The sequence below is a fragment of the Mesorhizobium sp. B2-3-13 genome, from assembly GCF_006442195.1.
In the GTDB taxonomy this organism is placed as follows: domain Bacteria; phylum Pseudomonadota; class Alphaproteobacteria; order Rhizobiales; family Rhizobiaceae; genus Mesorhizobium; species Mesorhizobium salmacidum.
The window spans coordinates 61134-78628 of record NZ_VFVQ01000020.1 but is presented as its reverse complement, the minus strand read 5'-3'; the positions used below and the strand labels follow the sequence as shown (position 1 = coordinate 78628).

Sequence of the window (17495 nt, the reverse complement as noted above, 5' to 3'; positions counted from 1 at the left end):
CAGGGCGATTTCAAAAAGGGGAAAATGCATGACCAAGGTTGCAATCGTCACCGGTGGATCGCGCGGCATCGGCGCGGCGATCTCGATCGCTTTGAAGAACGCCGGCTATTCGGTTGCCGCGAACTACGCCGGCAATGACGAGACGGCGGCGAAGTTCAAGGCGCGGACCGGCATCCCGGTCTACAGATGGTCGGTCGCCGACTATGACGCTTGCGCGGCCGGGATCAAACAAGTCGAGGCCGACCTCGGCCCTGTCTCGGTGCTGGTCAACAATGCCGGCATCACCCGCGACGCCATGTTCCACAAGATCACCCGCGAGCAGTGGAAAGAGGTCATCGACACCAATCTGTCCGGTGTCTTCAACATGACCCATCCGCTGTGGGGCGGCATGCGCGACCGCAAGTTCGGCCGCGTCATCACCATCTCCTCGATCAACGGCCAGAAGGGCCAGGCCGGTCAGGTCAATTACTCCGCCGCCAAGGCCGGCGACATCGGCTTCTCGAAGGCGCTCGCCCAGGAAGGCGCCCGCGCGGGCATCACCGTCAACGTCATCTGCCCTGGCTACATCGCCACCGAGATGGTCAAGGCAATCGACGAAAAGGTGCTCAACGAGCGCATCATCCCGCAAATCCCGGTCGGCCGCCTTGGCGAACCGGAAGAGATCGCGCGCTGCGTCGTCTTCCTCGCTTCCGAAGACGCCGGCTTCATCACCGGCTCGACCCTCACCGCCAACGGTGGCCAGTACTTCGTCTGATCAAACCGTGTAGCCAAATCTGAAAGTGCCGGCAGTTCCGCCGGCGCTTTCATTTTTGATGCTCGCCCATACGGACACGGAAGCGGGCGCTGTCGATTCATGCGACCAGCTTAAGCCCGCTTTTCATGGACTGCTTGCGTACACCCGATTGTGACGGTGCCGGCAGCTTGGCCATATCGGCCCGGCTGAGACCTGACAGCTTCAGTGAAATCTTGCGCTTGGCGATCGGGTTGATATTGACGAAGCCGAGGACGAGGTTGCGCAGGAAGCGCCGGAACGGGGTGCGCGTGAGTGCCATGCCGGTCAGCCTGCCCGCGAGGTCAATCACTTCCTGCGCCGCTGGACGGCGAAGCGTCTCGTAAAGCTCGAGTTCGCTTTCGCCGCGGATGCCGTTGATCACGTCGCCGAGTACTTCTCCCAGCACCACGGCATCGATCAGACCGGTGTTCATGCCTTGACCGCCGGCGGGGCTGTGCACATGGGCAGCATCGCCCATGACGAACAACGACCGATGGCGACAGGACTTTGCGATGCGATGATGAACGCGAAAACGTGTACTCCAACTCAGGTCGAGCACCTTCGCCGGGCTACTTCCGCAGCAAGGATGAGCTGTTCGCCAGGGCGGCGCTGTTCGACCTGCAACTGCCCGCAACGCAGGTGACCGACCGGGCTTCCATCGGCGACGCAATCATCCGGCGTTTTCTTCGCACTTGGGAGAATTCTCCCAGCGCCACCGGCATGGTCATTCTGCTGCGCTCGGCTGCGTCCAATGAATTCGCCGCGGAGAAGGTGCGCGACGTATTCGCCACTCAGGTCCGGCTGGTTGTGGCACCGTTCGGCGACCCCTCCGACGCCGGCCGGCGCGCCGGCCTCGTCGCCAGCCAGTTGCTGGGTCTGGCGACGTGCCGATATCTGCTGCGGCTGCCGCCCGTCGTAGCCTTATCGCACGAAGAAATCATCAGGGATGTCGGTCCGGTCCTGCAGCGCTATGCAACCGGGGTGGATGCATCCTGAACCGGCGGCGAGCATTGCTGTGCGCATGATCACGACATTATCGGACCCTCCCAACCCGACATGTCCTGTTCCGGCACGCAAAGGTTAATGGCGGCAGCGCGTCTGTGCGAAACCCTGTGGTCAAGCCTGTGGATTCTCGGTGGATAAGCTGTTCACAACACAAGATATTGGGGGAACAAAAGGAGAAAAAACCGCTGACGCTGATTTGTCGCCGATTCGTTCCGGCTTTGAGCGCAATGTTAACATTAATGGCCGCGATCGCCTGCTATTCCTTAATGTCGAGTTCAGAAAGGTTAACGATTTCATAACTTTGAGCGGGGCATACCGATCCTCCCGCATCCTTCACAGGCAAAGATTAACGGCAAAGCCCGCCTAGCATAAAACGGGCCAATCCGGTGATTCAGCATGTGGTGAGACTCGAGGTCCCAAAATCCATATCTAGCCGTGAACAAAAGCTGAACCTGACGGAGTCACCGATTCGTCGCTGATTCGTTCCAGACTCGTTCCAACTGTTAAGCAAGGGCTGATTTGCGGGCTGACGCGGACGTCTTCGGAAACCGGTTGGAACATTCCGCTTTCGCTTCGCGCCCGAAATCCCTATGTGTCGGCTGTCATACGCGCCGTCCAGGCACGCTCCCGACCACGAGAGGCCAGAAAGCCTTATTTCCGAGCCGATGAACATCCAGCAGAAACACACCGAGCCGCTGATCCTGTCGGGCCGCGACGTGACCGCAGTGCTTGGCCCCACCAACACCGGCAAGACCCATCTCGCCATCGAGCGCATGGTGGCGCACGAAACCGGCGTCATCGGCCTGCCGCTGAGGCTGCTGGCGCGCGAGGTCTACACCCGCGTCTGCGAGAAGGTCGGCGCCCACAAGGTGGCGTTGATCACCGGCGAGGAGAAGATCCAGCCGCAAGGCGCCAAATATTCGGTCTGCACCGTCGAAGCCATGCCGCGCGAGACCGACGCCGCCTTCGTCGCCATCGACGAGGTGCAACTGGCCGGCGACCTCGAGCGCGGCCATATCTTCACCGACCGTATCCTGCATCTGCGCGGCCGCCAGGAAACGCTGCTGCTCGGCGCGGCCACCATGCACGGCATCCTCCAGCGGCTGCTGAAGGGCATCTCCGTGGTGACGCGGCCGCGGCTGTCGCATCTGGCCTATGCCGGCTCCAAGAAACTGACCCGCCTGCCACGGCGTACCGCGATCGTCGCCTTCTCCGCCGACGAGGTCTACGCCATCGCCGAGCTGATCCGCCGCCAGCAGGGCGGTGCCGCCGTCGTGCTCGGGGCGCTGTCGCCCCGCACCCGCAATGCCCAGGTGGCGCTGTTCCAGTCGGGTGATGTCGACTACCTCATTGCCACCGACGCGATCGGCATGGGGCTTAACCTCGATCTCGACCATGTCGCCTTTGCCCAGAACCGCAAGTTCGACGGCTACCAGTACCGCAATCTGACGGCGGCCGAACTCGGCCAGATCGCCGGCCGCGCCGGCCGGCATCTGCGCGACGGCACGTTTGGCGTCACCGGCCAGGTCGATCCGCTCGACGAGGATCTGGTCCAGAAGATCGAGGGCCATGACTTCGACCCGGTGAAGGTGCTGCAATGGCGCACCGCGCAATTCGATTTCGCCAGCCTCGATGCGCTGAAGCGGTCGATCGAAACCAACGCCCCAGTCGAGGGCCTGACACGCGCGCTGCCGGCCGTCGATGCACAAGCGCTCGAACATCTCTCCCGCGACGAGGACATCCGCGCGCTCGCAACCAACGCCAAACGTGTGGCGCTGCTGTGGGAAGCCTGCGCGCTGCCCGACTATCGCAAGATTGCGCCGGCCCAGCATGCCGATCTCATCGCCTCGATCTACATGGACCTCGCCCGGCATGGCCATGTCGACGAAAATTACATGGCCGAGCAGGTGCGCCGCGCCGACACCACCGAGGGCGACATCGATACGCTGTCGCACCGCATTGCCCAGATCCGCACCTGGACATTCGTGTCGAACCGGCCCGGCTGGCTGGCCGATCAGGCACACTGGCGGGAAAAGACGCGCGAAATCGAAGACAGATTGTCGGATGCGCTGCATGAGCGGTTGACGAAACGCTTCGTAGACCGCAGGACTTCCGTCCTCATGCGGCGCCTTAGAGAAAATACCATGCCTGAAGCCGAAATCAGCCCTACCGGAACCGTCCTTGTCGAAGGCCATCATGTCGGCGAGTTGCAAGGGTTCCGCTTCACCGCCGACCAGACCGCCGGCGGCGAGGACGCCAAGGCCGTGCGCACGGCCGCGCAAAAGGCGCTGGCCGCCGAATTCGAGGCACGCGCGGAGCGCTTCGGCGCCTGCGCCAATGGCGATCTCGCGCTCGGTTCGGACGGCACGCTGCGCTGGATCGGCGCGCCGATCGGCACGCTGGTCTCGGGCGAGGACGCGCTGAAGCCGCGCCTAGTGTTGCTGGCTGACGAACAGCTGACGGGCCCGGCCCGCGACAAGGTCGCCGCGCGCGCCGAACGCTTCGTCAATTTCCAGATCGAATCCCTGTTGAAGCCGCTGGTCGATCTGAAAAACGCCGAGCAGATTTCCGGCATCGGCCGCGGCATCGCCTTCCAGCTGGTCGAGAATTTCGGCCTCATCAATCGCCGCGACATCGCCGAGGAGATGAAGTCGCTCGACCAGGAAGGTCGCGCGGCACTTCGCCGGCTCGGCGTGCGCTTCGGTGCCTACCACGTCTTCGTGCCGGCGCTGATCAAGCCGGCCCCCGCCGGACTGGTGACCTTACTGTGGGCGCTGAAGAACGACGGCAAGGACAAGCCTGGCTTCGGCGACGTCGTCCATGCGCTGGCGTCGGGCCGCACCTCGGTGGTCATCGATCCGGCCTTCGACAAGGCGTTCTATAAGCTTGCCGGCTACCGCAATCTCGGCCGCCGCGCCGTACGCATCGACATTCTCGAGCGGCTGGCCGACCTGATCCGCCCGGCGACCAACTGGAAGCCCGGCCTCGGCCAGCGACCGGACGGCGCCTATGACGGCCAGTCTTTCATGGTGACGCCGCCGATGATGTCGATCCTCGGAGCCACCGCCGACGACATGGAAGAGATCCTCAAGGGCCTAGGCTATCGCGCCGAGCCGAAACCGGCTGCTGAAGTCAAGGCACGGCTGGAAGCGCAGGACACTGCCGCGCGGGAAGCCGCCGCAGCCAAGCAGGCAGCCGAAGAGGCAGCTCGCGCGGAACAGGCCAAGGCGGCGGAAGAGGCGGCAGTGGAAGCCGCAGTAACGGAAGCCGGCGCTGTAGATGCGGCCGCGGAGGTCGAGGGTTCGGCAACGGCAGCCGCCGAGGCCGCCATCGAAGCTCCGGCCGAGGTCATCGCGGAAACGGCAGCAGAGCCTGTCGCGCAAGAACAGGCGGAAGCCACGGCCGAAGTTGCGGGCGAACAGGCGCCGGTAGCCGAAGCCGCCGTTGAACCGGTCGAGCCGGCGCCGGTTGAACCGCAGACCGAACCTGAAACTGCCGAGATTGACGCCGCGCCCACAGAAGAGAACGCCGCAGCGGCGGAGCCGACCGTCGAGGCCTCCGCGCCGACGGAAGCCACCGAACCAGTGGCAGTTGCGGACGCTGCCGGCGAACACGCGCAGGAAGCCGAAGCGCCAAAGCCGATCCTGTTGTGGCGCCAAGGTCGCTTTGACCAGCGTCCGCGCCATCGCGACGGCCGCAACAACCGCCCGCAGAACGGACAGGCGCGCGGCCGAGGCAATGCGACGGCCGATGCCGCCGGTGCACCGGCAACAGGCGCTCCCGCGGACCGTCCCGCCCATGAAGGACGCCGCGACGGCGCCGGCAAGCCACGCTTCGACCGCTCGAAGTTCAAGCCCAAGCCGCAAGGCGAAGGCGCTGAGCGTCGCGATGGCCGCCCGCAAGGCGAGCGTCCCGAGCGCCGCGAAGGCCGGCCCGACTGGAAGGGTGGCAGGCCGGAAGGCAAGGGCCCCGATCGCGGCAAGGGGGGCGGAAAGCCCGCCTTCCAGCCCAAGCCGCGCGAGGAGCGCCCGGTGCGCTTCGACCCGGATTCCCCCTTCGCCAAGCTCGCAGCCTTACGCGACCAATTAAAGAAGTAGGCTCACTTCGATGGTTGCTGAAGACCGCCAGCGCATCGACAAATGGCTGTTCTTCTCGCGCGCGGTGAAATCGCGATCGCTGGCGGCCAAATTGGTTGTAGCCGGCCGCGTGCGCATCAATCGCGACAAAGCAGCGCAGGCTTCCGATCTGGTCAAGCCAGGCGATGTGCTGACCATCACGCTCGACCGGCGTATCTTCGTTTGGAAGGTGCTCGGCGCCGGTGTGCGGCGTGGCCCGGCCGAGGAAGCTCGCACACTTTATGAAGACATGTCGCCGCCGCTCGCACCCAAGGCCGACGCCCTTCCCGATGCTATCCCTGCGCAGCGCGAGGCAGGCAGCAGCCGCCCGACCAAAAAAGAGCGCCGCCAGACCGACCGATTGCTCGGTGAAGATTGAGCCTTGTCGACCAGACGCGGGGGTGTGTTTCCCGAGGGCAAAGACAAACAAAAAACAGAAGCGGGAGCGGCAAACGCGACGGCCGGTGGGGCATGTCAGGCCCTCGTGGCACCGGCCGCCTGGAATTCCATTCCCAAACCCTGGCGCCGCTGGGAATGGCTACCCTTGCAAGCGGCCGATAAAGGCGTTACCTCACAAAAAAAGCCAACAAAAACGGGACATCCCGGAGCCGACCGATGACCTATGTCGTGACCGACAACTGCATCAAATGCAAATATATGGACTGCATCGAGGTCTGTCCGGTCGACTGTTTCTACGAGGGCGAGAACATGCTCGTCATCCATCCCGACGAGTGCATCGACTGCGGCGTCTGCGAGCCGGAATGCCCGGCCGACGCGATCAAGCCCGACACCGAGTCCGGCCTCGACAAATGGCTGCAGATCAACACCGAATACGCCGAGAAATGGCCCAACATCACCGCCAAGAAGGAGCCGCCGGCCGACGCCAAGACCTTCGACGGAGAGGCCGGCAAGTTCGAGAAATACTTCTCCGCCGAGCCGGGCGAAGGCGATTGACAACGCCGCTGTAAAGGGCCGCTGTAAAGGCTTGTATGACGCGGCGTAACAGGCACGTCGGATTAACCGCCTTGACAGGCGGCGATTGGTTGTGGCCTGCGCTTACGCAGCAAAACCTTGATTCTTCCGACTTTTTGTGTTACATCAGCAAAACATGCCGGTGACACAACGTCGATTTATGGCGCAGACGCCCCAAATCACTGAAAGGTGAAAATCCCATTCCGGACCAGAGCGATCTGGGCCAGGCGGCCGCAGTTCGTGCGGGTTGCCGGTCCCGGCCTTTCCGGTGGGTTCATCTGTTGTGCGGCTAATGGTCGGTGACCCCGATCACGCGAGTTCAGCCGGCACCGCCGCCGGCCCACAACAAGGAGTTCAGGGCGTAATGGCAACGATCACCCCGCAGAAGAAGTCCACTGCCGCGCGTCACGGTTTCAAGACCGGCGAGTACATCGTCTATCCGGCGCATGGCGTCGGGCAGATCGTCTCGATCGATGAGCAGGAAGTGGCCGGCCACAAGCTGGAACTGTTCGTCATCGACTTCCAGAAGGATAAGATGCGCCTGAAGGTGCCGGTCGCCAAGGCGACCTCGATCGGCATGCGCAAGCTGTCGGAAGAGGATTATGTCGAGCGCGCGCTGAAGGTCGTGCAGGGTCGCGCCCGCGTCAAGCGCACCATGTGGTCGCGCCGTGCCCAGGAATACGATGCCAAGATCAATTCAGGCGACCTGATCTCGATCTCGGAAGTCGTGCGCGACCTCTACCGTGCCGACAACCAGCCGGAGCAGTCCTATTCCGAACGCCAGCTCTACGAGGCGGCGCTCGACCGCATGGCTCGCGAGATCGCGGCCGTCAACCGCATGTCGGAAACCGAAGCCGTGCGCCTGATCGAGGTCAACCTCAACAAAGGCCCCAAGCGTGGCGCCAAGGCCGACAATGAGGAAGCCGAGCAGGAAGAAGCCGCCTGAGCTTTTCGCCTTCGGGTTAACGAAAACCCGGCCTTGCGCCGGGTTTTTTGTCTTTGGGATTGCCGGAGATTGCCGCGCCTATGCGCCGGCCTTCTTCTCCGCCGCCTCCTGCTTCAGCGTGGCGATGAACCGCTTGGTCCTTTCGCGCTCCGGATTGCCGAACAGCGTGGCGGATGGCCCCTGCTCGACGATGACGCCGGCGTCGAGGAACACCGCTTCCTGGGCGATCTTGGAGGCGAGGCGCAAATCATGCGTCGCTATCACCATGGTCGTTCCCTCGCTGGCGAGCTGACTCAGCACATCGACCACCTCCTGCGCCAGTTCCGGGTCGAGTGCCGAAGTCGGTTCGTCGCACAGCAGCACCTTCGGCGACGGCGCCAGCGCCCGGGCGATCGCCACGCGCTGCTGCTGGCCACCCGACAGCGTCGCCGGCCAGGCATCCGCCTTGTGCGCCATGCCGACCTTTTCCAGCAGCGCGAGCGCCCGCTCGCGGGCGCGCGCCTCCGGCCATTTCAGCACCGTGACCAGCCCCTCCATGACATTTTCGATGGCGGTACGGTGCGGAAACAGCTGGAAATTCTGGAACACCATGCCGGTCTGCAGGCGCAGACGCCTTATGTCCGCCGCGGACACCTTCCCGCCGGGACGGAACTCGAGCGTCTCGTCGCCGATCCGCACCGTGCCCGATGTTGGGATCTCCAGGAGGTTGATGCAGCGCAGCAGCGTGCTTTTTCCCCCGCCCGAAGGCCCGACCAGCGCGGTGACGCTGCCTTCGGCGATGGCAACCGTCACCCCCTTCAGCACGAGATTGTCGCCGAAACGCTTTTCGATGTTGGTGAGGCCGATCATGAGCGTGCCTCCAGGAAGCCGCCATAGCGGTTGAGCCGCTCCTCCAGCCGTGTCTGCAAGGCCGAAAGCACCGAACTCATCGCCAGATAGAGGATCGCCGCCTCGACATAGAGGATGAGCGGCTCATAGGTGGTGGCGACAATGCGCTGCGCCGCCTGGAACATCTCCGGCACGGTGATGGCGGCGGCCAGCGACGTGTCCTTGACCAGCGAGATGAAGGTGTTGGAGAGCGGCGGCACCGCCACCCGGCCGGCTTGCGGCAGGATGGTGCGCCGCATCGCCTGGCTCCAGGTCATGCCGATCGAATAGGCGGCCTCCCACTGGCCTTTCGGCACCGAGCCGATCGCCGCGCGGATGATTTCCGACGTGTAGGCGCCGATATTGAGCGTGAAGCCGATCAGCGCCGCGGTAAAGGCGTCGAGCAGGATGCCGACCGACGGCAGGCCGTAGAAGATCAGAAACAGCTGCACCAGGAGCGGCGTGCCGCGGAAGATCCAGACATAGAAGCGCACGAGCGCCACCAGCGGCTTCGGCCCGAACAGCCGGCCGAGCGCTGCGCCCAATCCCACCGTCAGGCCGAGCACGAAGGACAGCAGCGTCAGCGGCACGGTGAAGATCAACGCTGCCCACAGCAGCGAGGGCAGCGAATCCAGCATCAGTTGCAGCCAGTGCGGCACGAAATATCCTCCGGAAGGGACGGGCAGCGTCATCGAAGCGCGAATGCGTCAGCCATATCACGACAAAAGCGGCGAGCCGTCAAAGACGGCTCGCCGCTGGATGGGCTGCGGGGCGACAACCGCCCCGCCTTATGAACTACTTCGAGACGTCCTGGCCGAAATAGGTGTCGGCGATCTTCTGGTAGGTGCCGTCGGCCTTGATGTCGGCCAGGGCCTTGTTGATGGCCGCGACCAGCTCCGGATCGCCCTTGCGCACAATGACGCCGGAGTAATCGGCATTCTCTTCCTGGGCGGCGATCTTCACATTGGCGTCGGGCTTGTGCTTCTTGAAGTCGAGGAACGACAGGCTGTCGTTGATGGTGGCGTCGGCACGGCCGGTCAAAAGCAGCTGGATCGACTGGTCGAAGCCATCTGTGCCGACCAGTTCGGCGCCATTCGACTCGGCCAGTTTGCCGAAATTGGAGGTTAGCGACTGCGCCGACTTCTTGCCCTTGAGATCGGCGAAAGTCTTGATGTCGGTATTGTCGCCGCGCACGATCAGCACCGCCTTGGAGGCGATGTAGGGATCGGAGAAATCATACTTGGCCTTGCGGGCATCGGTGATGCCGACTTCATTGATGACGGCATCATAGCGGTTGACGTCGAGGCCGGCGATCAGACCGTCCCACTTGCCCTCGAGGAACTGCGCCTTGACGCCGAGCTTGTCGGCGATCGCCTTGGCGATTTCGACGTCGAATCCGACGAGCGCTCCGGATGCATCATGATAGGTGAACGGAGCGTAAGTGCCTTCCGTACCGACCTTGATGACGCCGGCCTGCTTGATCTGGTCGAGATTGGCGCCGGCATGCCCCGATGCGACCGTCAGGGCCTGCAGCGTTCCGGCGATGATGAGCGACTTCAGCCATTTCATTTTTCTGTGATCCCGTCCTTGGCCTGATATCAGGCATGTTGTGAGGGTTGGAAAATGACAGATGCAGGTCGAAAAAATAAGGAACGAAATTTCAAAGAAGGCTAATTCCAGAAATCAAATACTCCAAAAGGAATTTCGTTGCAGCATCGGGATTCCGGGCAGCCGTGCCGAAATTGCCCAGACGTCATCGCTCGCCTGCCTGCGCCAGCGGAACCTTTCCCGCGCACGGCAGTTTTGGCTGTTCTAGGGCACGACGCCGTCATTTCAAGCCGGTTCCTGCCAGTTTGTCATTCGCACGCCTGAGCCAAGGAGCGCCTTATGATGGAAGACACGGCAGGTCGGGTCATGGTCCGCGCGGCAATGAGGGCGCCTTACCTCGAACGCGACGAGGAGCATCGGCTGGCACTGCTTTGGAAAGAGGACAACGACCAGAATGCGTTGCACAGCATCACCGTTGCCCATATGCGTCTGGTCATTTCGATGGCCTCGAAATTCCGTCATTACGGCCTGCCGCTCGGCGACCTGATCCAGGAAGGCCATGTCGGTCTTCTCGAGGCCGCCGCCCGCTTCGAGCCGGAGCGCGAGGTGCGGTTTTCGACCTACGCGACGTGGTGGATTCGCGCTTCGATGCAGGACTACATCCTGCGCAACTGGTCGATCGTGCGCGGCGGCACCAGTTCGGCGCAAAAGGCCCTGTTCTTCAATCTCAGGCGATTGCGTGCCCGTCTCGCGAACGGCGCCGAACCGCTCTCCAACACAACTCTTTACCGCGAGGTGTCGGTTGCGCTCGGCGTTTCCGAAGCTGATGTGGAGTTGATGGATTCACGCCTGTCGGCGCCCGACTCCTCGCTCAACGTGCCGCTTGCCGACGATGCGGGTGCGACCGAGCGGATGGACTTCCTGGTCTCGGACGATCCCTTGCCCGACGAGATTGTCGGCGACAAGATCGACGTCGCGCGCCGCTCGCTCTGGCTGAGGGAGGCGCTTCAAGCTCTCAACGCTCGCGAACTCCGCATCATCGAGGAACGCCGGCTTACCGACGAGGGCGCCACGCTTGAGGCTCTCGGCGAAACGCTCGGCATCTCCAAGGAACGCGTGCGCCAGATCGAGGCCCGCGCCATGGAAAAGCTCAAGGTCGCGCTGGTGAAGCAGAACCCCGAATTCATGGCGACTGCCGCCTGATTCCCGCAACGGGCGCTTACTTGTCGGTGACGATCTTGACCTTGTCGCCGGCCGAAACCGCGGCCCCCGGCGACAGCGCGTTGAGCACGCGGAACAGGTCGAGCTTGCGGTCGACCCCCACCATCTGGGCAGCAAGCGAACCCATGGTCTGCCCCGGCTGCACGGTGAGCACACGAATATGCAGTGGCTTCAGTGCCGCCTTTTCGGCGGGACTGAGGATGCGGAAGGAGCCGCTGACCGACCGCGCCACCATTTCCAGCGAGCTGCTGGCCGAGGGAGCCGCGGTCAGCAACCGATAGACCTGGCCGCCGGCGCGGATCACCGCGATATCGAACTGCCAGCCTTCGGCGCCGGCATGCGCGGTCGCCGCCTCATTGCCGTTGATGGTTTCCTGCTTGACGGTGCTGTCGTCGAGGCCAGCCACCCAGCCGCTTCTGATATAGTCGGTCAGGGCGCGGTTCTTGTCGATCGAAACGCCGTCGAAGCGGATCGCTATGTCGCCCGGACCGGTCGCCGTAACCGCTGCCGCTGAATTGTCGATGATGAAACCGTCCGGCACGGTGAACGACACGCCGAGGCCCGGATGCAGGAAGGTTTCGCCGCGCACATAGCCTTCTTCCGGCGTATCGCCATAAAGCAGGCCATCTATGCCGGCGAGGAAGGAATCGCGGTCGCGCGTGCCGAAACCGGGCGCGCCGAACTGGCGGGCGTGGCGCTGTGCCAGATCGATGCGTTGCGGCGTGTTGGGGTGGGTGGCGAGGAAGTCGAGGCTGGCGTCCGTGGCACCGCTGATCGAACGGAAATCGGTGTAGGCCGACATCGACTGCAGGAAGCGGCCGGCGGCATAGGGATCGTAGCCGGCTTCGCCGATCGACTTGATGCCGATGGCGTCCGCCTCCAGTTCCTGATTGCGCGAGAACTGCGCCAGCCTAAGCTTGCCGCGGATCAGTGCTGCCTTGGCGGTCGGGCTGTCGCCGAGCACATCGGAAACGACCTTGGTCGCCAGGCCTTCCTCGGCCTCCAGCTGCTGGCGCTGCAGGCCGTGATTGGCGGTGACGTGGCCCATTTCATGCGCGATGACGGCGGCGAGCTCGGACGAATCATTGGCCAGCGCCAAGAGGCCGCGCGTAATGTAGAGATATCCGCCCGGCAGCGCGAAGGCGTTGACGTTGGGCGAATTGAGGATGGTGATGCGATAGGTCTGGGTCGGGTTGGCCGATACCACGGTCAAATTGCCGACCACCTTGGCGACCATGCGCTCGAGCTTGGGATCGGAATATTCGCCGCCATACGTTGCAAGGATGCGCGGATGCTGCGCCTTGGCGAGTTCGGCAAGCTTGTTGTTGGCGGCGACATTGTCCACCGTGATCGGCTTGTCGGATGGCTGGAAGCCGGATTCCTGGACCTCGGGAGGCGTGAACATCTGGCAGCTTGCCAGCGCCACGGCAAAGCCAGCCAGCGCCAGGAACCGCGCCAGCGGATTCATTCGTAGCCTGTCAGCGCTGATCGCCAGAATGGCTTCCTTTCAGGTCCTTGCGCATGACCACGGCATGCGCAAAACAAACTGCTACAGCGTCCGTCACGCGCCCCTCGGGGCGGGCAGCAGATGCTGTAGGCAAATCACGGCCTGTGCCGGACCGGTATCGAGCGGACCTAGCCACACTACTCCAGTCATGGCAAGCAAGCGCCACATCGCCTCAAGCCGGTTTGAGCGTAAATTATGTCCGCTTCCGGGCAATATCTCGTGATAACGCATCCCCGGCACCGGCACCGATATAGCGCCGGAACGCCTCCGGCCCAGCCCCTGCAAAGAAATCGTCCGAGGTGCCTGAGGCAGCGATGGTGCCATTGTCCAGAAACACCACTTTCTGCGCGATGCGGCGGGCATCCTGCGGCTGGTGCGTGACGAACAGCACCGTCATGCCACGCTCGGCATGGAGGCTGGCAACCAGGTCGAGCATGTCGTCGCGCAAGGCGGGCCCAAGCGAGGCGAAGGGTTCGTCGAGCAGCAGCACCGGGCGGTCACGCACCAGCACGCGGGCCAGGGCGACGCGCTGACGCTCGCCGCCCGAAAGCTCGCGCGGCAGCCGCTTCTCCTTGCCGGCAAGGCCGGTGCGTGCAAGGGCGCCCGCGATATCGGCGTGGTCTGTATCCGTCAACCGTAACGATGGCGAACGGCCGAGCCCGACATTTTGCTGGACAGAAAGATGGGCGAAAAGATTGTTTTCCTGGAATACCATCGACACCGGCCGCATGGCCGGCGGCTCGCCACCTACGTCGGCCCCGCCGATCAATAAGCGGCCGGATCGCGGCGTCTCGAACCCGGCCACCAGATTGAGCAGCGTCGACTTTCCCGAACCGCTCGGCCCCATGATGGCGGTGATCTGCGTCGCGGTGAATCCGACATCGAAGGCGAACAACGCCTCGCCATAACTGAACGAGACCTTGTCCAGCCGCACCGGAACCCCTTTGCCGTCAGCCGCCCCGTCAGACATCGCGGGCCATCCCCTTTCCCAGCCGGTCCGCTGCCAGCACCAGCGCCAGGCAGACAAGGCCCAGCAACAACGCCAGGCCGGCGGCGTCCTGCGTGCGGTAGCTGCCCATGCGCGCCAGGAGAAGGTAGGGCAAGGTCTGCACGGAATCACTGCCGAACAGGGCGATCACGCCGAGATCGCCAAGCGACAGCGCCATGGCGAAGGCAAAGGCGGTGGCGAGCGGCCGCCGAAGCGACGGCCAGTCGACCAGCCACAGCCTTGACCAGCCGGAAATTCCGAGCTGCGCGCAGAGCCGCTCGTGACGCTCGCTTGCCGCATCATAGGCGGGACGGACGGCGCGCAGCGCGAAAGGCATCGCCATGACGGCGTTGACGGTGACGACCATGAGCGGGGCGACAGCAAAGACATCGCCGAGATGGCGCAACAGAAGGAACCAGCCGGCGCCGATGACGATCGGCGGCACGACCAGCACAAACCCGGCGCCGGTATCGGTGGCATGTTCGAGCAGTGTCCTTGAGCCGGAGCGGCGGTTCAATGCCAGCGCCCTCCGCGCCATTGTGAGAGCCAGCGACAGCATCACCGAAAGCAACGCCGACAGGAACGCGAGCACGGCACTGGTCAGTGTCGCTTGCCGGACAGTGGCCTCACCGGCCAGCCGGCCGAGATCGGCGCCCAATCCGGCCGCCACGGTTGCCGCCATGGGTCCCACGACGAACAGCAGCGCCAGCCCGATGAGCAGGGCATTCAGCACGGCCTCAGTCCTGTTGACCAAGAGATAGCGGCGCGGCGCGACCGACAGGTTGGCGTCGCCGGCCACGTTGGCGCCAAGCCGGGTCAACGCCAGCACCACGACAAAGGTCAGCGCGATCTGCAACAATGTCAGCGCGACAGCCCTCGCGGGATCGAAATCGAAGCGCAATGCCTGATAGATGCCGACCTCCAGCGTCGTCCCGGCCGGTCCGCCGCCGAGCGTCAGCACGATGGTGAAGGATGTGATGCAGAGCATGAAGACAAGTCCGGCGGCACCAGGCAAGGCGGCCCGCAGCGTCGGCCATTCGATCAGCCGCAACGCCGGCCGCGCTCCCATGCCGAGCTGGCTCGCCAGCCGCCACTGGTCTGAGGGGATGGTTTGCAGCGCCTCCAGGAACAGGCGGGTAGCCAATGGCAGGTTGAAGAAGACATGGGCAACGAGAATGCCGGAGAGGCCGTAGATGCCCGGCCAACCCTGGCCGCCGACCCAGTTGGACAGACCGGCGAAATAGCCGGCTCGGCCGTAGAGCGCCAGTATGCCTAGCGCCGCGACGATCGCCGGCAGAGCCAGCGGCACGGCGAAGAGCTGCAGGATGAAGGCGCGGCCGGGGAAACGTGGATGCCGCGACAGCGCCCGCGCCACCAACAGGGCAGGCCCGACCGAGAGCAGCGTCGACAGGGCCGCCTGCCAGAGCGTGAAGCGCACGACACGGAAGAGGTAAGGATCGAAGGCGGCCCAGGCGCCGGAAAAATCGTGGGCGCCTTCGGCGAGCAGCCCGGCAAAAGCGCCGCCGATCAGCAGCGAGGTTGCGGCAAGCGCAACAATGCCGGCTGTGATGCGGGGGTCAGAGCGGGTTTGCACTGAGAACCAACGATCGACTTGGGAAACACTGTGTTCCTTGGCGGTCATCTCACGAGACTCGCCCACAAAATCTACTTGCTCATCACCGCCAGCCATTCGTCCACCCAGGCCTTGCGGTTGGCCGCGACTTCCTCCGGGCTGAACAGCAAGGTCTTGGTCGGCTTAACCAGTTTGTCGAAGGCAGGGTTGAGCGGCTTGCCGGTCTTGCCGGCCGGGAACATCCAGTTGGTCTCCGGGATGGCGTCCTGGAATTTCGGCCCGGTCATGAAAGCCATGAACTTGGCCGCCAGCGGGTTCTTGGCGCCTGTCGTGGTGATGCCGGCGACTTCGATCTGCAGGTACTCGCCCTCTTCGAAGGATGCCGCCTGGTAGCGCTCGGTGTTCTCGGCGACCATGTGGTAGGCCGGCGAGGTGGTGTAGGACAGCACCATCGGCGCCTCGCCCTTGGTGAACAGGCCATAGGCCTCGCTCCAGCCCGGCGTCACCGTCAGCACCTTGGCCTTGAGCTTGGCCCAGGCTTCCGGCGCCTTGTCGCCATAGACCGACTTCACCCACAACAGCAGGCCGAGACCGGGCGTCGACGTGCGCGGGTCCTGTATGACGATCTTGTCATTGGCACTGCCCTCGACCAGGTCCCTCAGGCTTTTCGGCGGCGTCTTCAGCTTTTCGGTATCGTAGACGACAGCGAAATATCCGTAGTCGAAGGGGACGAAAGTATCGTCGCTCCAGCCGCCCGGCACATTGACATCGCTCACCGCGCCGTGCGGCGCGAACAGGCCCGACGCCTTGGCATCGGCGGTGAGATTGGTGTCGAGGCCGAGCACGATATCGGCCTTGGTCGAAGCGCCTTCCAGCTTGACGCGGTTGAGCAGCGCCACGCCATCGGCGACCGAGACGAACTCGACATCGCAGCCACATTCGGCCTCGAATTCCTTCTTCACCACCGGGCCTGGACCCCAGTCGGCGGTGAAACTCTCATAGGTGTAGACGGTGAGCTTGTCCTTGGCCAAAGCTGGTCCGGACAGGGTCACTACAGTGGCCGCGATGAGGGAATATAAAAGCGTGCGCATCGGCGCCTCCTTCGTTTGCGTTGAAAGGAATTGAGGCGTCGGATTGTCCGAAACGTCTAATCCCTCCGCCGGTACAAACCGGATCAGGTTCAGCGGGTTGGCGAGACTGCCTCTCAGCCGGCCCGCGAAAGTCGCGTCCGGCACCCCGTTAGAGCGTTTCGACACATAAGCCCGGCCGACGGGACACGCAAGTGGGAGTTTGCCGCCTTCCGTTTCCCGTGCCGGGCTGGTAAGGGCGACGGGATATGAGCACATTCACCATCCTGCTTGGCGGCGATCTCATCCGCACGCCCCGGCTTGACCGCCAGGTCGAAGGCTCACGCGTCATCGCCGCCGACGCCGGCATCGGCCACGCGCGGATGCTGGCCCTTGTTCCGGAACTGTGGGTCGGCGATTTCGATTCCGTGCCGCCCGATCTGCCCGCCCACCTGGCCGCGGTGCCGCGGCAAACCTTCCCGGCGGAAAAGGACAAGACCGACGGCGAACTGGCGATCGCGGCAGCCCTTGAACGCGGCGCGACGCGCCTTGTGCTGGCGGGCGCCTTCGGCGGCAAGCGCGCCGACCACGCCTTCCTGCACCTGGCGCTTGGTCTGCGGTTGGCCGAAGCCGGAACGGATGTGCTTCTGACCAGCGGTGCCCAGGAGGCTGTCCCCTTGCTGCTCGGCAGGGCCGGCTTCGATTATGCCGACGGCACGCTGTTTTCGATCCTTGGCTTCTCCGAACTCTCCGGCCTGACCGTCACCGGCGCCAAATGGCCGCTCGACAAGGTCGAGGTGGCTTTCGGTTCATCGTTGACCGTTTCCAACGAGGTCAAGGGCCGCCTCGACATCGCGCTTCGCCATGGCCGAGCCCTGCTGCTCGCCCATCCCTATCCTTTGCCTGAAAGCTGA

At 63.9% G+C, this 17495-nt stretch carries 18 protein-coding genes and 1 riboswitch; of the genes, 10 read left to right on the top strand and 8 right to left on the bottom strand.

Annotated features, from left to right (window positions below; translation table 11 throughout):
- The first annotated feature begins 28 nt into the window (after positions 1-28).
- Entirely contained in the window at positions 29-754 is a 726-nt protein-coding gene (phbB, locus tag FJ941_RS22505; protein WP_140509015.1) for an acetoacetyl-CoA reductase, read from the top strand.
- A 97-nt stretch (positions 755-851) separates the two neighbouring features.
- On the opposite strand, the gene FJ941_RS22500 is transcribed toward phbB, so the two are convergent.
- Positions 852-1331, bottom strand: coding sequence for an NAD(P)/FAD-dependent oxidoreductase (locus FJ941_RS22500; protein WP_181169922.1), 480 nt, complete (start codon positions 1329-1331; stop codon positions 852-854).
- Here FJ941_RS22500 and FJ941_RS22495 point away from each other — a divergent pair.
- The 6 genes from FJ941_RS22495 (at position 1280) to FJ941_RS22470 (ending at position 7810) form a co-directional block, all read left to right on the top strand.
- Positions 1280-1768 carry a TetR/AcrR family transcriptional regulator gene (locus FJ941_RS22495; protein ID WP_181169920.1) on the top strand — a complete coding sequence of 163 codons (489 nt, stop codon included), beginning with the start codon at positions 1280-1282 and terminating at the stop codon, positions 1766-1768. The genes FJ941_RS22500 and FJ941_RS22495 overlap by 52 nt on opposite strands.
- A gap of 139 nt (positions 1769-1907) precedes the next feature.
- Complete coding sequence (locus FJ941_RS22490; RefSeq protein ID WP_140509011.1) at positions 1908-2144, top strand: hypothetical protein; 237 nt, start codon at positions 1908-1910, stop codon at positions 2142-2144.
- Positions 2145-2442: 298 nt separating this feature from the next.
- Positions 2443-5874, top strand: a complete 3432-nt coding sequence (locus tag FJ941_RS22485) for a helicase-related protein (protein WP_140509009.1) — start codon at positions 2443-2445, stop codon at positions 5872-5874.
- A 10-nt stretch (positions 5875-5884) separates the two neighbouring features.
- Positions 5885-6271 (top strand): RNA-binding S4 domain-containing protein, encoded by a 387-nt coding sequence (locus FJ941_RS22480; RefSeq protein WP_140509007.1) that lies wholly within the window; start codon positions 5885-5887, stop codon positions 6269-6271.
- Between the two features lie 236 nt (positions 6272-6507).
- Positions 6508-6846: a ferredoxin FdxA gene (gene fdxA, locus FJ941_RS22475; protein WP_013892564.1), complete on the top strand. Its 339-nt coding sequence runs from the start codon at positions 6508-6510 to the stop codon at positions 6844-6846.
- Positions 6847-7228: 382 nt separating this feature from the next.
- Complete coding sequence (locus tag FJ941_RS22470; protein WP_006327799.1) at positions 7229-7810, top strand: CarD family transcriptional regulator; 582 nt, start codon at positions 7229-7231, stop codon at positions 7808-7810.
- Positions 7811-7888: 78 nt separating this feature from the next.
- Here the strand turns inward: FJ941_RS22470 and FJ941_RS22465 are convergent, their stop codons facing one another.
- The 3 genes from FJ941_RS22465 to FJ941_RS22455 form a co-directional block, all read right to left on the bottom strand.
- A complete protein-coding gene (locus FJ941_RS22465) occupies positions 7889-8659 on the bottom strand; it encodes an amino acid ABC transporter ATP-binding protein (protein ID WP_140509006.1) in 771 nt (256 codons plus the stop codon).
- Positions 8656-9336: an amino acid ABC transporter permease gene (locus FJ941_RS22460; RefSeq protein WP_027141826.1), complete on the bottom strand. Its 681-nt coding sequence runs from the start codon at positions 9334-9336 to the stop codon at positions 8656-8658. The genes FJ941_RS22465 and FJ941_RS22460 overlap by 4 nt, the downstream gene beginning before the upstream one ends.
- A 136-nt stretch (positions 9337-9472) precedes the next feature.
- Positions 9473-10246 carry an amino acid ABC transporter substrate-binding protein gene (locus FJ941_RS22455; RefSeq protein WP_140509004.1) on the bottom strand — a complete coding sequence of 258 codons (774 nt, stop codon included), beginning with the start codon at positions 10244-10246 and terminating at the stop codon, positions 9473-9475.
- Between the two features lie 61 nt (positions 10247-10307).
- Here FJ941_RS22455 and FJ941_RS22450 point away from each other — a divergent pair, with 61 nt between their 5' ends.
- Both FJ941_RS22450 and FJ941_RS22445 read left to right on the top strand, forming a co-directional pair.
- On the top strand, positions 10308-10493 hold the full coding sequence (locus tag FJ941_RS22450; RefSeq protein WP_140509002.1) for a hypothetical protein: 186 nt from the start codon (positions 10308-10310) through the stop codon (positions 10491-10493).
- A gap of 71 nt (positions 10494-10564) precedes the next feature.
- On the top strand, positions 10565-11428 hold the full coding sequence (locus tag FJ941_RS22445) for an RNA polymerase factor sigma-32 (protein WP_027141824.1): 864 nt from the start codon (positions 10565-10567) through the stop codon (positions 11426-11428).
- 16 nt (positions 11429-11444) lie between these two features.
- Here FJ941_RS22445 and FJ941_RS22440 read toward each other — a convergent pair whose 3' ends face one another.
- The 4 genes from FJ941_RS22440 to thiB all read right to left on the bottom strand — a co-directional run bounded on the left by FJ941_RS22440 (position 11445) and on the right by thiB (position 16605).
- Positions 11445-12914: a M48 family metalloprotease gene (locus FJ941_RS22440; protein ID WP_140509001.1), complete on the bottom strand. Its 1470-nt coding sequence runs from the start codon at positions 12912-12914 to the stop codon at positions 11445-11447.
- A 232-nt stretch (positions 12915-13146) separates the two neighbouring features.
- Positions 13147-13923 (bottom strand): thiamine ABC transporter ATP-binding protein, encoded by a 777-nt coding sequence (thiQ, locus tag FJ941_RS22435; protein WP_140508999.1) that lies wholly within the window; start codon positions 13921-13923, stop codon positions 13147-13149.
- A complete protein-coding gene (gene thiP / locus FJ941_RS22430) occupies positions 13916-15583 on the bottom strand; it encodes a thiamine/thiamine pyrophosphate ABC transporter permease (RefSeq protein WP_140508997.1) in 1668 nt (555 codons plus the stop codon). The genes thiQ and thiP overlap by 8 nt, the downstream gene beginning before the upstream one ends.
- 23 nt (positions 15584-15606) lie before the next feature.
- Positions 15607-16605 carry a thiamine ABC transporter substrate binding subunit gene (gene thiB, locus FJ941_RS22425; RefSeq protein ID WP_140508995.1) on the bottom strand — a complete coding sequence of 333 codons (999 nt, stop codon included), beginning with the start codon at positions 16603-16605 and terminating at the stop codon, positions 15607-15609.
- A gap of 43 nt (positions 16606-16648) precedes the next feature.
- Positions 16649-16763: riboswitch (TPP riboswitch) on the bottom strand.
- A gap of 87 nt (positions 16764-16850) precedes the next feature.
- Between thiB and FJ941_RS22420 the strand changes: the two genes are divergently transcribed.
- The gene (locus FJ941_RS22420; RefSeq protein ID WP_140508993.1) at positions 16851-17495 is read left to right on the top strand and encodes a thiamine diphosphokinase; all 645 of its coding nucleotides are present in this window, start codon (positions 16851-16853) and stop codon (positions 17493-17495) included.

Excerpts from the sequence above, each read along its gene's own strand:
- phbB (WP_140509015.1), top strand. The coding sequence starts at position 29 with ATGACCAAGGTTGCAATCGTCACCGGTGGATCGCGCGGCATCGGCGCG.
- FJ941_RS22485 (WP_140509009.1), top strand. The coding sequence starts at position 2,443 with ATGAACATCCAGCAGAAACACACCGAGCCGCTGATCCTGTCGGGCCGC.
- FJ941_RS22480 (WP_140509007.1), top strand. The coding sequence starts at position 5,885 with ATGGTTGCTGAAGACCGCCAGCGCATCGACAAATGGCTGTTCTTCTCG.
- fdxA (WP_013892564.1), top strand. The coding sequence starts at position 6,508 with ATGACCTATGTCGTGACCGACAACTGCATCAAATGCAAATATATGGAC.
- FJ941_RS22470 (WP_006327799.1), top strand. The coding sequence starts at position 7,229 with ATGGCAACGATCACCCCGCAGAAGAAGTCCACTGCCGCGCGTCACGGT.
- FJ941_RS22465 (WP_140509006.1), bottom strand. The coding sequence starts at position 8,659 with ATGATCGGCCTCACCAACATCGAAAAGCGTTTCGGCGACAATCTCGTG.
- FJ941_RS22455 (WP_140509004.1), bottom strand. The coding sequence starts at position 10,246 with ATGAAATGGCTGAAGTCGCTCATCATCGCCGGAACGCTGCAGGCCCTG.
- FJ941_RS22450 (WP_140509002.1), top strand. The coding sequence starts at position 10,308 with ATGCAGGTCGAAAAAATAAGGAACGAAATTTCAAAGAAGGCTAATTCC.
- FJ941_RS22445 (WP_027141824.1), top strand. The coding sequence starts at position 10,565 with ATGATGGAAGACACGGCAGGTCGGGTCATGGTCCGCGCGGCAATGAGG.
- FJ941_RS22440 (WP_140509001.1), bottom strand. The coding sequence starts at position 12,914 with ATGAATCCGCTGGCGCGGTTCCTGGCGCTGGCTGGCTTTGCCGTGGCG.
- thiQ (WP_140508999.1), bottom strand. The coding sequence starts at position 13,923 with ATGTCTGACGGGGCGGCTGACGGCAAAGGGGTTCCGGTGCGGCTGGAC.
- thiP (WP_140508997.1), bottom strand. The coding sequence starts at position 15,583 with ATGACCGCCAAGGAACACAGTGTTTCCCAAGTCGATCGTTGGTTCTCA.
- thiB (WP_140508995.1), bottom strand. The coding sequence starts at position 16,605 with ATGCGCACGCTTTTATATTCCCTCATCGCGGCCACTGTAGTGACCCTG.
- FJ941_RS22420 (WP_140508993.1), top strand. The coding sequence starts at position 16,851 with ATGAGCACATTCACCATCCTGCTTGGCGGCGATCTCATCCGCACGCCC.